This is a genomic window from Janthinobacterium sp. SUN118, from assembly GCF_030397695.1.
Taxonomy (GTDB): domain Bacteria; phylum Pseudomonadota; class Gammaproteobacteria; order Burkholderiales; family Burkholderiaceae_D; genus Janthinobacterium.
Genome location: NZ_JAPUBV010000001.1, coordinates 854,076 through 868,696 on the forward strand (window position 1 = coordinate 854,076; position 14,621 = coordinate 868,696).

General features: G+C 63.4%; 12 protein-coding genes. 6 read left to right on the forward strand and 6 right to left on the reverse strand.

Annotated elements, in window-relative coordinates:
- Together ilvD and O0880_RS03895 are read left to right on the forward strand one after the other, a co-directional pair.
- The gene (gene ilvD, locus O0880_RS03890) at nt 1-1,866 is read left to right on the forward strand and encodes a dihydroxy-acid dehydratase (RefSeq protein WP_071322264.1); all 1,866 of its coding nucleotides are present in this window, start codon (nt 1-3) and stop codon (nt 1,864-1,866) included.
- A gap of 220 nt (nt 1,867-2,086) precedes the next feature.
- On the forward strand, nt 2,087-2,398 hold the full coding sequence (locus tag O0880_RS03895) for a c-type cytochrome (protein WP_071322265.1): 312 nt from the start codon (nt 2,087-2,089) through the stop codon (nt 2,396-2,398).
- A 21-nt stretch (nt 2,399-2,419) separates the two neighbouring features.
- On the opposite strand, the gene O0880_RS03900 is transcribed toward O0880_RS03895, so the two are convergent.
- Nucleotides 2,420-3,430 (reverse strand): NAD-dependent epimerase/dehydratase family protein, encoded by a 1,011-nt coding sequence (locus tag O0880_RS03900; protein ID WP_289885172.1) that lies wholly within the window; start codon nt 3,428-3,430, stop codon nt 2,420-2,422.
- Between the two features lie 108 nt (nt 3,431-3,538).
- Between O0880_RS03900 and O0880_RS03905 the strand changes: the two genes are divergently transcribed.
- A complete protein-coding gene (locus O0880_RS03905) occupies nt 3,539-4,441 on the forward strand; it encodes a LysR family transcriptional regulator (RefSeq protein WP_289885173.1) in 903 nt (300 codons plus the stop codon).
- Here the strand turns inward: O0880_RS03905 and O0880_RS03910 are convergent.
- Nucleotides 4,434-5,576, reverse strand: coding sequence for a branched-chain amino acid ABC transporter substrate-binding protein (locus tag O0880_RS03910; protein WP_071322268.1), 1,143 nt, complete (start codon nt 5,574-5,576; stop codon nt 4,434-4,436). The genes O0880_RS03905 and O0880_RS03910 overlap by 8 nt on opposite strands.
- A gap of 12 nt (nt 5,577-5,588) precedes the next feature.
- On the opposite strand from O0880_RS03910, the gene O0880_RS03915 reads away from it, so the two are divergent.
- Nucleotides 5,589-5,792, forward strand: a complete 204-nt coding sequence (locus tag O0880_RS03915; protein WP_156894683.1) for a hypothetical protein — start codon at nt 5,589-5,591, stop codon at nt 5,790-5,792.
- Nucleotides 5,793-5,955: 163 nt separating this feature from the next.
- Here the strand turns inward: O0880_RS03915 and O0880_RS03920 are convergent, their stop codons facing one another.
- From O0880_RS03920 to folD, 4 genes are all read right to left on the reverse strand, one after another.
- Nucleotides 5,956-6,342, reverse strand: a complete 387-nt coding sequence (locus O0880_RS03920; protein ID WP_289885174.1) for a hypothetical protein — start codon at nt 6,340-6,342, stop codon at nt 5,956-5,958.
- A complete protein-coding gene (locus tag O0880_RS03925) occupies nt 6,339-6,764 on the reverse strand; it encodes a DNA polymerase III subunit chi (protein ID WP_071322270.1) in 426 nt (141 codons plus the stop codon). The genes O0880_RS03920 and O0880_RS03925 overlap by 4 nt, the downstream gene beginning before the upstream one ends.
- A gap of 8 nt (nt 6,765-6,772) precedes the next feature.
- Complete coding sequence (locus O0880_RS03930; protein WP_289885175.1) at nt 6,773-8,848, reverse strand: M3 family metallopeptidase; 2,076 nt, start codon at nt 8,846-8,848, stop codon at nt 6,773-6,775.
- Between the two features lie 154 nt (nt 8,849-9,002).
- The gene (gene folD, locus O0880_RS03935; protein WP_099666771.1) at nt 9,003-9,848 is read right to left on the reverse strand and encodes a bifunctional methylenetetrahydrofolate dehydrogenase/methenyltetrahydrofolate cyclohydrolase FolD; all 846 of its coding nucleotides are present in this window, start codon (nt 9,846-9,848) and stop codon (nt 9,003-9,005) included.
- Nucleotides 9,849-10,166: 318 nt separating this feature from the next.
- Between folD and aceE the strand changes: the two genes are divergently transcribed.
- The gene (gene aceE, locus O0880_RS03940) at nt 10,167-12,863 is read left to right on the forward strand and encodes a pyruvate dehydrogenase (acetyl-transferring), homodimeric type (protein WP_071322273.1); all 2,697 of its coding nucleotides are present in this window, start codon (nt 10,167-10,169) and stop codon (nt 12,861-12,863) included.
- A gap of 94 nt (nt 12,864-12,957) precedes the next feature.
- Complete coding sequence (gene aceF / locus O0880_RS03945) at nt 12,958-14,616, forward strand: dihydrolipoyllysine-residue acetyltransferase (protein WP_289885176.1); 1,659 nt, start codon at nt 12,958-12,960, stop codon at nt 14,614-14,616.
- The last annotated feature ends 5 nt before the right edge of the window (nt 14,617-14,621 follow it).

Here is a 14,621-nt window from a genome sequence, read left to right on the forward strand (position 1 = left end):
ATGCCGCAATACCGCTCCCGCACCACCACCCACGGCCGCAACATGGCTGGCGCCCGCGCCCTGTGGCGCGCCACCGGCATGAAGGACGGCGACTTCGACAAGCCGATCATCGCCGTCGTCAACTCGTTTACCCAGTTCGTGCCCGGTCACGTGCACCTGAAGGATCTGGGACAGATGGTGGCGCGCGAGATCGAGGCGGCCGGCGGCGTGGCCAAGGAATTCAATACCATCGCCGTCGATGACGGCATCGCCATGGGCCACGGCGGCATGCTGTATTCGCTGCCTTCGCGCGACCTGATCGCCGACTCCGTCGAATACATGGTCAACGCCCACTGCGCCGACGCCATGGTGTGCATCTCGAACTGCGACAAGATCACGCCGGGCATGCTGATGGCGGCCATGCGCATCAACATCCCCGTCGTCTTCATTTCCGGCGGCCCGATGGAAGCGGGCAAGGTCGTCAAGGTGGTCAACGGCACGCAGAAGATCATCAAGCTGGACCTGGTCGACGCCATGATCAAGGCGGGCGACAGCACTGTCTCCGACGCCGACGTGGCCGAGATCGAGCGTTCGGCCTGCCCGACCTGCGGTTCGTGCTCCGGCATGTTCACGGCCAATTCGATGAACTGCCTGACCGAGGCGCTGGGCCTGGCCCTGCCCGGCAACGGCACCATCCTGGCCACGCACTCGGACCGCCAGCAGCTGTTCCTGCGCGCCGGCCGTCTGATCGTGGAACTGGCCAAGCGCCACTACGAGCAGGACGATTATTCCGTGCTGCCACGCTCGATCGCCACCAAGGCCGCTTTTGAAAACGCGATGGCGCTCGACGTCTCCATGGGCGGCTCGACGAACACCGTGCTGCACCTGCTGGCCGCCGCGCACGAGGCGGAAGTGGAGTTCACGATGGCCGACATCGACCGCATCTCGCGCAAGGTGCCGTGCCTGTGCAAGGTGGCGCCGATGACGGACAAATACCATATCGAGGACGTGCACCGCGCCGGCGGCATCGTGGGGATTCTGGGCGAGCTGGCGCGTGCCGGCCTGCTCAACACCACTCTGCCGACGATACACGCGCCGACACTGGCCGACGCCATCGCGCAAAACGACATCATGTGCACGGACAATCCGGCCGTGCATGAACTGTTCCGCGCCGCGCCGGGCGGCGTGCCGACGCAGACGGCGTTTTCGCAGTCCGAGCGCTTCGCCGCCGTCGATACGGACCGTTCCACCGGCTGCATCCGCGACAAGGCCCACGCGTATTCGCAGGATGGCGGCCTGGCCGTGTTGTACGGCAACCTGGCCGAGAAGGGCTGCATCGTCAAGACGGCCGGCGTCGATGAAAGCATCCTGAAATTCTCGGGCAAGGCGCGCGTGTTCGAAAGCCAGGATGCGGCCGTGGCAGCAATCCTGGAAGACACCGTGCATGAGGGCGACGTCGTCATCATCCGCTACGAAGGCCCGAAAGGCGGCCCAGGCATGCAGGAAATGCTGTACCCGACGTCGTACATCAAGTCCAAGGGCCTGGGCAAGGCGTGCGCGCTGTTCACGGACGGGCGCTTCTCGGGCGGTTCCTCGGGCCTGGTGATCGGCCACGCGTCGCCGGAAGCGGCCGAAGGGGGCGCCATCGGCCTGGTGGAAGAGGGCGACTTCATCGACATCGACATTCCCGAGCGCAGCATCAACCTGCGCGTCACGGATGCGCAGCTGGCCGCGCGCCGCGCCGCCATGGAAGCGAAGGGCGATGCGGCCTGGCTGCCCGTCAACCGCGACCGCTATGTCTCGCAGGCGCTGCAAGCCTATGCGGCACTGACGACATCGGCCGACCGCGGCGCCGTGCGCGATCTGTCGCAGTTGAAGAAACGTTAATTTGTTGTGCCAGTACGACGGCCGGCCCCGATCCACCGCGCGGGGCCGGCTGCCGTTACATCGCCTTACAAACAACATGGCCATAGGCGTGCAGATGGGGCAGAATGTGAGTGCCTCCCGACTGCATTGCGTTACTACATTGAAACGCTTGATCTGGGCTCGTGGTGCATCTGCGGAAACACAGTAAAATGCCGCAGGAAGTAACTTTGGAGAAAAGACAATGAAACGTTTTATGTTGGTGAGTGTATTGGCCGTCTCGGCCCTGGCATCGCAAGCAGCGTTGGCCAATCCGGACCTGGCGAAAGCCAAGAATTGCATGGCGTGCCACGCCGTGAGCACGAAACTGGTGGGTCCCGCGTTCAAGGACGTGGCTGCCAAGTACGCCGGTCAGAAAGACGCGGAAGCCAAGCTCGTGGCGAAAGTCATGAAGGGCGGTTCCGGCACCTGGGGCGCGATCCCGATGCCAGCCAACCCGCAAGTGAGCGATGCGGAAGCCCACACCCTGATCAAATGGGTGCTGGCGCAGAAATAATCTGTGCCGCTCTACCCGATATCAGCGCGCCGGCAATCCCGGCGCGTTTTTTTTGCCTGCCGCCTTCAAGTTGCCCATGCCTTCCAGCGTCGCCCTGACCGCCTCGGCCAGCGGCGTATGCGCTTCCTGGCCCAGCACGGCCAGCAGGCGCGCATTGTCCATCTGCAGCGGCGTTTGCCATAAATAGCGCATCTCGCGCATTTCGCGCAGGGTCGTCACGAATGGCGATGCCAGGGTCACCAGCCACCAGGGAAAACGCCGGATGGCCGGCGCAGCTCCCGTCGCCTGCTCCACCACGCGGGCAATCGCCGCCGTCATTTGCCGGCCATCGTGGTCCCGGTGTCCGGCCATGTGAAAGCGCGCAAACGCGGGCAGGGTGTCGCGCATGGCCAGCAGCTGCAGCATCGTGCGCGCCACGTCGGGCAGGTAGGACCACTGGTGGCCGACGCCGGGCGCGCCCGGATACAGCACCGTGCGCACGGGCTGGCCCGGTTTCACGAGGCCTTGCGAAAACCAGTTGTTGCCGGCGCGGGGGCCGAAAAAGTCGCCCGCGCGCACGATCAGCACGCGCGCGCCCTGCGTGCTGGCTGCCTCCAGCCGCGCCTCCAGTTCCACGCGGATGGCGCCCTTGCGCGTGCGCGGGTGCTGCGGCGCGTCTTCCGCCAGTAATTCCCCCGTTGCGGGAAAGGCGTCGGGGCCAAAGTTATACACGGTGCCGGGCAATACGATGGTGGCGTTTTCGGCAATCGCCGCGGCGATCGTGTTGTCGAGCATGGGCAGTACCAGCTGGCCCCAGTGCCGGTAGCCGGGCGGATTGACGGCATGCACGATGACGGCGCAGCCTTTCGCTGCCGCCAGCACGTCCGCGCGCGACAGGGCGTCGCCGCGCAGCCATTCGATGGCGTCGCCGCATGGCGACGGTGTTTCTCTCCGCGTCAGGGCGCGCACCTGCCAGCCTGCGCCCAGCAGCTGGCGCACCATCTCGCCGCCGATGCCGCCCGTGGCGCCCAGTACCAATGCCGTTTTGTCCATGCTGTCCTCCGTGTGGTTGATGGCGTCAGTATCTGCCGCGCGGGGCTAATTGGGAATTGACGAACATCGCTGACAGGCTATACATTTATGTATGACAGAACTTCATCCATGAATCCGGCGATCGCCTGGGAATACTACCGCTCGCTGCTGGCCGTGCTCAGCCATGGTTCGCTGTCGGGTGCCGCGCGGGCGCTGGCCATCACGCAGCCCACGGTCGGCCGGCATATCTGCGCGCTCGAGCAGGCGCTGGGCGTGACCCTGTTCACCCGTTCCCAGACAGGCTTGCTGCCCACGGAAGTGGCGCTGGCCCTGCGCCCGCATGCGGAAGCGATGGCGCAGACGGCCGCCCTGATGGAGCGCGCCGCCAGCAGCCAGGGGCAGGGCGTGGCCGGCGTCGTGCGCATCTCGGCCAGCGAGGTGGTGGGCGTGGAAGTCTTGCCGCCGATACTGGCCCGCTTGCGCGAGCGCCATCCAGGCCTGACCGTGGAACTGGTGTTGAGTAACAAGGTGCAGGATTTGCTGCGCCGCGAGGCCGATATCGCCGTGCGCATGGTGCGGCCGCGCCAGGAACAGCTGCTGGCGCGCAAGGTGGGCGATATCGAACTGGGCTTGCATGCGCACGCGGACTACCTGGCGCGCCGCGGCGCGCCGCTGGACCTGGCTGACCTGGCGCGCCATGCCGTCATCGGCTACGACGAGGCGAGCCCTTTCGTGCGCAATGCGGGCGCCGTGTTCAAGGATTTTTCACGCGAGCATTTTGCATGGCGCTGCGACAGCGACCTGGCGCAGCTGGCCCTGATACGCGCGGGCGCCGGCATCGGCGTGTGCCAGGCGGGGCTGGCGGCGCGCGATCCCGCCTTGCGGCGCGTGTTGCCGCAGGCGTTTGCGCTGCCGATGGAAACGTGGGTGACCATGCATGAAGACTTGCGCGGCAGCCTGCGCTGCCGCGCCACCTTCGACGCGCTGGTCGAAAGCTTGCTCGCTTACGTGGCGGAACAGCCGCTTACTTGACTACTTCCATCTTGGTTTTCTTGCCATCGCGATATGTAAACAAGGTCAGCGCGCCATCCTTGATGTCACCGTTGGCGTCAAACGCAATCGGCCCCGTCACGCCCTGGTACTTGACCTTGGCCAGGAAGGGCAGATAGACGGACGGTTTCGACGATTTCGCGTCGGCCATGGCGGTCGCCATGGTCATAACGGCGTCGTACACATACGGTGCGTACAGCTGCACTTCCATATTGTATTTCTGCTTGTAGCGGGCGCGGAAATCGTCCATGCCTTTTTGCTGCTCGCCCGTCACGCCGCCCGCTTCCGCGCAGGTGACCATGTTTTCGCCGACGGCGTCGCCCGCCAGTTTGCCCAGCGGCTCCGTGCACAGGCCGTCGCCGCCCATGAACTTGGCCTTGATGCCCAGCGCCTTCATCTGGCGCAGCATGGGGCCGCCCACGGAATCCATGCCGCCGAAGAAGATCAGGTCCGGGTTCTTGGATTTGATGCTGGTGAGAATGGCGTTGAAGTCGGTCGCATTGGCATTGGTAAACTCCTTGCCGACGATTTGCACGCCGGGCAAGGCTTTCTTCGCCCCTTTGACGAACTGTTCCGCCACGCCCTGGCCGTAGGCCGTGCGGTCGTCGATGACGGCGATTTTCTTTGCTTGCAGCTTGCCCACGGCGTACGCGCCCAGGGTGCCGCCCAGCTTGTTGTCATTGGCGACCACGCGGAAGGCCGTATTGAACTTTTGCTGCGTGTAGGTGGGGTTGGTGGCGGCCGGCGAAATCTGCGGAATGCCGGCATTGAAGTAAATGCGCGAGGCGGGTATCGTCGTGCCGGAATTCAGGTGGCCGACCACGCCGTTGACCTTGGCGTCGACCAGCTTTTGCGCCACGGCCGTGCCCTGCTTCGGATCGGCTGCGTCATCTTCGGGAACCAGCACGAACTTGACGGCTTTGCCGTCTATCTTGAAGCCTTTGGCGTTCAAGTCCTCGATGGCCATCTTGGCCGCGTTTTCATTATCCTTGCCCAGGTGGGAGCTGGCGCCAGAGACCGGGGCGACGTGGCCTATCTTGATGATTTCCTGCGCGCCCGCATGGCCGGCAAAGGCAAGGGCGACGGCGAGTGGAAGGACTTTGGTCTTGAGCAGCATAAACATTCTCCAATGGATAAAGATACGGCGGCGTCTCGTGAAAACCGCTTCGATGGCGGTACGTGTGAAGAAAGGTACAACAAAAAACAGGCCGCGCAAAGCCGCTTTTCGGGCTTTTTACATTTTGTCGTAACAATCACCAAAGTGAGGCGCGATGCACCGATTTCGCTGGCGCGAGCGCACCAAAGAGTGGCGTTGGAAGGAAGATGGGTGTAGGAGACGGCGGACCTCAAAGGCCCGGAAACTGGCCATGCCTGACAAAAGCGCTGCGAGCGGACGGAAGGGGGCAAGAAGCGCAACCTTGCGCAAGGATGGGGCGCCGCGCCGGCGAGCATCGCCGGCCGGCTATGCCGGCGCGCCCCAGGTTTTGGCGGGAGTCCTAGGGCGCAGGTGGGTGCAGATGTCCCAGCTCATGGCTGACGGCATGCGCCACGATCTGTTCCAGCGATTGCTGCAAGTCTTCGCGCAGGGCACCGCGCATGCCGATCAGGGCATTTTGCAGCGCCGTCTGCAAGACGTGGGCGATGCGCTCTTCGAGCAGATGATCGATCTTGCCCTGGACTTGATGCAAGATGCGCTGCGTTAGGCGCTGTTCGATGGCGTCCCAGTCGGGCTGCGCCAGGCTGGGCGGCAACGCCGGTGGCGCTTCCGCGACGACGGCCACAGCCGGCACCGGCGCTGCTGGCGGTGGCGGCGCCGGCACTTCCGGCCCCAGCAGCACTTCCGTCAGCAGGGGGATGCCCTGGTCGAATGGCGGCTGGTTCATGTCTTGCCCGCCACGAAGTGCGTCGGTTGCACGTCTTGCTGGCGATAGTGGAGGAAGCGCTGACGGCCCGCCTGCGCATCCTGTTCGTCGGAAGACACGATCTCGAAGACGCGCTGGAACTGCGCATAGTTGGCGGGCGGCAGCTGCGACAGGTTGACGAGGATGTCGTGATGCGGCAGCTCGGCCGCCTCGTCATCGGTCAGGATGATGGGTGTCTGCGGCGCCAGCGGATCGCCGGCCAGCACGTGGGGCAGGAAATCCGTGGCGGAAAACGTCCACATGGCCGTGTTCAAGGCGTCGAGCTGGGCGCCATCGGCCGCCAGCACGACCACCTTGTTGCCGGCCATATAGGCCTTGCGCGCCAGGCGGCAGGCATAGGCCAGCTTGTCCGGCACGTTGCTGTGAAAATCGACGCGGCTCATGGCGCGGCTCAGGCTGCCATGCCGCTGTGGCGCAGCAGGGCGTCGATCGAAGGTTCGCGGCCGCGGAAGGCCGTGAACGATGCCAGCGCGGGGCGCGAGCCGCCCACGGCCAGGATTTCCTGCTGAAAGCGCTTGCCCGTTTCCGCGGAAACCACGCCGCCCGTCAGGGCCGCCGCCTCCTCGAAGGCCGCATAGGCGTCGGCGGACAGCACTTCCGCCCATTTGTAGCTGTAGTAGCCTGCCGCATAGCCGCCGGCGAAGATGTGGCCGAACGCATTCTGGAAGCGGTTGTAGGCGGGCGGGATCAGCACGGCGAACTTGCGGCGCACCGTGTCGATCACGTCTTGCACGCTTTGCGTGCCGAACGGGTTGTAATCGTAGTGCAAGTGCATATCGTGCAGCGAGAATTCCACGTGGCGCAGGGTCTGCATGCCGGACTGGAAGTTTTTCGCCGCCAGCATCTTGTCGTACAGGGCGCGCGGTAACGGTGCGCCCGTCGTCACGTGGGCAGTCATGTGCTGCAGCACATCCCATTCCCAGCAGAAGTTTTCCATGAATTGCGACGGCAGTTCCACGGCATCCCATTCCACCCCGGCAATGCCCGACACGCTGATCTCATCCACCTGCGTCAGCATGTGGTGCAAGCCGTGGCCGAATTCGTGGAAGAGGGTGATGACTTCGTCGTGCGTAAACAGCGATGGCTGCAGTTGGCCGTCGATCAGGGCAGGTTCCGTGAAGTTGCAGGTCAGATAAGCGACGGGCGTTTGCAGTTTGCCGTTGTGCATGCGGCGTCCGCGCGCGTCGTCCATCCATGCGCCGCCACCCTTGCCGGCGCGCGCATACAGGTCCAGGTAGAACTGGCCCACCAGTTCGCCGTCGCGTTCGATGCGGTAAAAGCGCACGGACGGGTGCCAGGTGCTGGCCGTATCCGGCACGATATGCACGGAGAACAAGGTCTGCACGAGGCGGAACAGGCCATCGACGACCTGGTGTTCAGGGAAATACTGTTTTACTTCCTGTGCCGAGAATGCATAGCGGCGCTCCTGCAGCTTTTCCGAGGCGTAAGGTACGTCCCACGCTTCCAGGGTATCGAGGCCCAGCTCGTCTTTCGCGAACGTGCGCAGCTCGGCCAGGTCCTGTTCCGCGTAGGGACGCGCGCGGCGGGCCAGGTCTTCCAGGAAGGCAATGACCTGTTCCGGGCTCTGCGCCATCTTCGGCACCAGCGAGACTTCGGCGAAGTTTTTATAACCGAGCATCTTGGCTTCTTCGTCGCGCAACTTCAGCAAAGTGACGATATTCTGTCCATTATCCCATTCGTCTTTCCGGCTGAAGCCATCACCGAGTTCCGATGCCTTGGTGACGTTGGCGCGGTAGATCGTTTCGCGCAGGCTGCGCCGGTCGGCAAATTGCAGGATCGGGTAGAACGAGGGGAAGTGCAGGGTGAACTGGTAGCCGTCCTTGCCATCCTTCGCGGCGGCCGTGCGGGCCGCCTGCTTCACGTCGTCGGGCACGCCGGCCAGTTCCAGCTCGTCGCTTACCAGCAGCTTGTAGTCATTGGTGGCGTCGAGGACGTTTTCGGAAAAGCGCGTGGAAACGGCGGCGTGCTCTTCCTGGATGGCGCCGAAGCGCTCTTTTTTCTCTTCCGGCAGCTCGGCGCCGCCCAAGCGGAAGCCGCGGATCGCGTGTTCGACGATGGTCTTGCGCGCCGGCGACAGGGTCGCGAATTCGGCGCTGTCCTGCAATTGCTTGAATTTGGCGAACAGCGCCTCGTTCTGGCCCAGTTCGGTCCAGAATTCCGTCACCTTCGGCTGGCTTTCATTGAAGGCGGCGCGCAATTCGGGCGTATCTACAACATTGCTCAGGTGGCTGACGATGCCCCAGGCGCGGCCCAGGGTCTCGCTGATCTCATCTTGCGGTGCAACAAAACTATCCCAGCTGACGGCCGTCTCCGGTGCCGCCAAGTGCGCCACGGTGGCGCGCGCCTTGGCCAGCAGGGTGTCGATGGCCGGTGCAACGTGCTCGGCGGTAATCGCATCGAAGCGTGGCAGTCCGGAGAAGTCCAGCAAGGGGTTGTCGGTTGTCATCAGCTAATCCTGTATATATATCTTCAGGCGGCAACGCCGCCTGGATTCTAGAGCACCTGAAAAATGTTCAGGCCATGCGCGGCGCCGAAAGCAGTACGAATAGTACGGCGAGGCACGGCAACACGGCCATGGACATTTTCCCGGGTGCGCCTCTTTAAATGCGTTCCGCCGCTTCGACCGTATTCATCAGCAACATCGTGATCGTCATCGGACCCACGCCACCCGGCACGGGCGTGATGTGCGAGGCGACTTCCTTGATGCCGGCAAAATCCACGTCGCCGCACAGCTTGCCGTCATCGTCGCGGTTCATGCCCACGTCGATGACGATGGCGCCCGGCTTGACCATGTCGGCCGTCAGCGTATTGCGGCGGCCGACGGCGGCCACGACGACGTCCGCCTGGCGCGTGTACAGGCCCAGGTCCGGCGTCGCACTATGGCAGATGGTGACGGTAGCGTTCGCTTGCAAGAGCAGCAGGGCCATCGGCTTGCCGACGGTGTTGCTGCGGCCGATGACGACGGCGTGCTTGCCGCGCAAGTCCACGCCCGTGCTTTCGATCAGTTTCATGCAGCCGTACGGCGTGCAGGGGCGGAAGCCGGGCAAGCCCGTCATCAGTTCGCCGGCGCTGAGGACGGAATAGCCGTCCACGTCTTTCGTGGTGGCGATCGCTTCGATGACCTTGTGCGGGTTGATGTGCTTGGGCAAGGGCATTTGCACGAGGATGCCATGGATGGCTGGGTCGGCGTTCAGGCTGGCGATGCGTGCCAGCAAGTCCGCTTCGGACAGGTCCGCTTCATATTTCTCCAGCACCGAGTGGAAACCCACGTCGCCGCATGCCTTGACCTTGTTGCGGACATACACTTGGCTGGCCGGGTCTTCGCCGACTAGGATCACGGCCAGACCGGGCTGGGTGCCCTTGGCGGTGAGGGCGGCGGCGCGCGTGGCGATCTCGCTGCGCAGTTTTTGGGAGAGGGCGATTCCGTCGATCAGTTGTGCTGGCATGGTAGGGAGGCTGAGAGCCGGTGGGAGGGAAAAGACAGATTATAAAGCCGCCGGCTGCCGGCCGGCGTTTTTGCCGTCGCTTTACTGCTTTGTTTACCGCTTTCATCACATTCATTTCTGCCTGGAATTTGCGGCAGTGCAGCATAAAATTCATAGGGTAATTTCATGATGTGGAATGCTATATCGTAATTTGAAAAATACTAAATACGCTGTTAGAATCCCCACACTAATCCAACTTAATAGTAAATAATCAGCGAAATACCGTCCGACAGCGATCCGGAAAATCGGGGTGGGGCGATCACAAAGGAGACTCAACAGATGTCAGCTCAACTGAACCAGGTAACGACACAGATCGGCACCGACCCGGATATGCAGGAAACCAAGGAGTGGCTGGACGCGCTCGAAGCCGTGCTGGAAAATGAAGGCCCGGAACGCGCGCATTACCTGATGGAACGCCTGGTCGACCTGGCCCGCCGCCGCGGCGCCCAGATCCCGTTCTCCAGCACCACCGCCTACGTCAATACCATTCCCACCAAACAAGAAGCACACTGTCCCGGCAACCTCGAATACGAAGAGCGCCTGCGCTCGTGGATGCGCTGGAACGCCATGGCCATGGTGGTCAAGGCCAACCGCGCCGACGGCGACCTCGGCGGCCACCTGTCCTCGTTCGCTTCGCTGGCGAACATGCTGGGCATCGGCTTCAACCACTTCTGGCACGCGCCAACGGCCGACCACGGCGGCGACCTGCTGTACATCCAGGGCCACTCCTCGCCCGGCGTGTATGCGCGCGCCTTCCTCGAAGGCCGCCTGACGGAAGAGCAAATGCTGAACTTCCGCAAGGAAGTCGACGGCAAGGGCCTGTCCTCGTACCCGCATCCGAAACTGATGCCTGACTTCTGGCAGTTCCCGACCGTGTCGATGGGCCTGGGCCCGCACATGGCGATCTACCAGGCACGCTTCCTGAAATACCTGCACGCACGCGGCATCGCCAAGACCGACAACCGCAAGGTCTGGGCCTTCTGCGGCGACGGCGAGATGGACGAGCCGGAATCGCTGGGTGCGATCGGCCTGGCCGCGCGCGACATGCTCGACAACCTCGTCATCGTGGTCAACTGCAACCTGCAGCGCCTGGACGGCCCTGTGCGCGGCAACACCAAGATCATCCAGGAACTGGAAGGTGAATTCCGCGGCGCCGGCTGGAACGTCGTCAAGGTCATCTGGGGTCCGGGCTGGGACGCCCTGCTGGCGCAAGACAAGGAAGGTATCCTGCAGCGCGTGATGATGGAAACCGTCGACGGCGAGTACCAGAACTACAAGGCGAAAGATGGCGCCTACGTGCGCAAGCACTTCTTCGGCAAGCATCCGAAGCTGCTGGAAATGGTTGCCAACATGACGGACGACGACATCTGGCGCCTGACCCGTGGCGGCCACGATCCGCACAAGATCTACGCGGCGTTCAAGATCGCCCAGGAACACAAGGGCCAGCCGACCGTCCTGCTGGTGAAAACCATCAAGGGCTACGGCATGGGCAAGTCCGGCGAAGCGCGCAACACGGCGCACCAGACGAAAAAACTGGACGACGAAGCCATCCGCGAAATGCGCGACCGCTTCTCGCTGCCGATCCCGGACGACAAGCTGGCCGAGATCCCGTTCTTCAAGCCGGCCGACGATGCGCCGGAAATGGTCTACCTGCACGAGCGCCGCAAGGCCCTGGGTGGCTACTTGCCGCAGCGCCGCCAGAAAGCGGAAGAAACCCTGCCGGTGCCTGGCCTGGACGCGTTCAAGAACGTGCTGGAAGCAACGCCTGAAGGCCGTGAAATCTCGACCACGCAAGCATTCGTGCGCGTCATCTCGACCCTGCTGAAAGACCCGAACCTGGGCCAGCGCGTCGTGCCTATCCTGGTCGATGAATCGCGTACCTTCGGCATGGAAGGCCTGTTCCGCCAGATCGGCATCTACAACCCGAAAGGCCAGTTGTACGAGCCGGTCGACAAGGACCAGGTCATGTACTACCGCGAAGACAAGGCCGGCCAGATCCTGCAAGAAGGCATCAACGAAGCGGGCGGCATGAGCTCGTGGATCGCCGCGGCGACGTCGTATTCGACCAACGACCGCATCATGATCCCGTTCTACACCTTCTACTCGATGTTCGGCTTCCAGCGCATCGGCGACCAGGTGTGGGCTTCGGCCGACATGCGCGCCCGTGGCTTCCTGATGGGCGGCACGGCCGGCCGCACGACGCTGAACGGCGAAGGCTTGCAGCACGAAGATGGCCACAGCCATATCTTCGCCGCGACCATCCCGACCTGCATGCCGTACGATCCGACCTTCAGCCATGAAGTCGCCGTCATCATCCAGGACGGCCTGCGCCGCATGATCGCCAACCAGGAAGATGTGTTCTACTACATCACGATCATGAACGAGAACTACGCCCAGCCAGGCATCAAGCCGGGCCAGGAAGAAGGCATCCTGAAAGGCATGTACAAGCTGCAGGAGGGCGACAAGTCCGCCAAGCTGCGCGTACAGCTGATCGGTTGCGGCACCATCCTGCGCGAATCGATCTTCGCCGCCGAACTGCTTGCCAACGACTGGGGCGTGGCCGCGGACGTGTGGTCGGCGCCGTCGCTGACCCTGGTAGCCCGCGATGGCCAGGATGCGGAACGCTGGAACATGGTCAACCCGTCGAAAGAGCAGCGCGTGCCGTACGTGACGTCGCTGATGCAGGACACGGACGGCCCGATCGTCGCCACGACCGACTACATGCGCGCGTTTGCAGAACAGATCCGCGCCTTCATGCCGAAGGGCCGCACTTATAAAGTGCTGGGCACCGATGGCTTTGGCCGCTCGGACAGCCGCGCCAAACTGCGCGAGTTCTTCGAAGTGAACCGTTATTATGTCACCGTGGCAGCGCTCAAATCGCTGGCCGACGAAGGCAAGATCGACGTGTCGGTGGTGGAGCAGGCGATCGCCAAGTACGGCATCGACGCCAACAAACCGAATCCGGTGACCCAGTAATCGTTGTGCGGACCTGATGACGCCAGGGCGGTGCGAAAGTGCCGCCCTGGCGTGTGTGCGGGTCCATCTGACAAATAAAATAACGGAGCAAGCTATGAGCATTGTGGAAGTCAAAGTCCCGGATATCGGCGATTTCAAGGAAGTCGAGATCATTGAACTGATGATCAAGCCAGGCGATACGGTCAAGGTCGACCAGTCCCTGATCACGGTCGAATCGGACAAGGCCAGCATGGAAATTCCATCGAGCCACGCCGGTGTCGTCAAGGAATTGAAAGTCAACGTGGGCGACAAGATCGCCGAAGGTTCGCTGGTCCTGCTGCTGGAAGTGGCGGACGACGCGTCGGCGCCAGCGCCTGCCGCCGCCGCCCCTGCACCAGCTGCCGCCGCTCCTGCGCCAGCCGCCGCCCCTGCGGCCGCGCCAGCGCCGGCCGCTTCCGGCGCGCCGGCCCTGGTGGAAGTGACCGTGCCCGATATCGGCGACTTCAAGGAAGTCGAAGTCATCGAACTGATGGTCAAGGTGGGCGACGCCATCAAGGTCGACCAGTCGCTGCTGACGGTCGAGTCGGACAAGGCCAGCATGGAAATCCCATCGAGCCACGCCGGTATCGTCAAGGAATTGAAAGTCAAGGTCGGCGACAAGGTTGCCAAGGGTTCGCTGGTGCTGGTCGTTGAAACGACCGCTGGCGCCGCTCCTGCCGCCGCTGCACCAGCACCCGCCGCGCAAGCTGCCGCCGCACCGGCCGCCGCCGTCGCTTCGGCGCCGGCTCCGGCGCCTGCTGCTGCTCCAGCTGCTGCCGCCGCGCCTGCCGCCAACGGCAAGCTGGCGCACGCGTCGCCATCGATCCGCAAGTTCGCGCGCGAACTGGGCGTGGACCTGACCCGCGTGGGCGGTTCCGGTCCGAAGGGCCGCATCACCCAGGAAGACGTGCAGAACTTCGTCAAGGGCGTGATGTCTGGCGCCGTCGCCGCGCCAAATGCGCCGGTTGCCAAGGCCGGTTCCGGCGTGGGCCTGGACTTGCTGCCATGGCCGTCGCTGGACTTCAGCAAGTTCGGCACGACCGAATTGCTGCCGCTGTCGCGCATCAAGAAAATCTCGGGCCCGAACCTGCACCGCAACTGGGTCATGATCCCGCACGTCACGCAGTTCGACGAAGCGGACGTGACGGACCTGGAAGCGTTCCGCGTCGACACCAACGCCGCCAATGCGAAGAACAAGGATGCGGCCAAGCTGACCATGCTGGCTTTCGTCATCAAGGCATCGGTCGCCGCGCTGAAGAAATTCCCCGCGTTTAACGCGTCCCTCGACGCCAAGGGCGAGAACCTGATTCTCAAGCAGTACTACAACATCGGCTTCGCGGCCGACACGCCGAACGGCCTGGTGGTGCCCGTGATCAAGGGCGCGGACCAGAAGTCGGTCTCGCAGATCGCCCGCGAAATGACGGAACTGTCGCTGCAGGCGCGCGAAGGCAAGCTGAAACCGGCCGACATGCAGGGCGCCAGCTTCACGATCTCGTCCCTGGGCGGCATCGGCGGCACGCACTTCACGCCTATCGTCAACGCGCCGGAAGTGGCCATCCTGGGCCTGTCGAAAGCCTCGATCAAGCCGGTATGGGATGGCAAGGCCTTCCAGCCTCGCCTGATGATGGGCACCTCGCTGTCCTACGACCACCGCGTGGTCGACGGCGCGATGGGCGCGCGATTCTCCGTGTACCTCGGCGAAGTCCTGGCCGACATGCGCAAAATTCTGCTGTAAGGAGC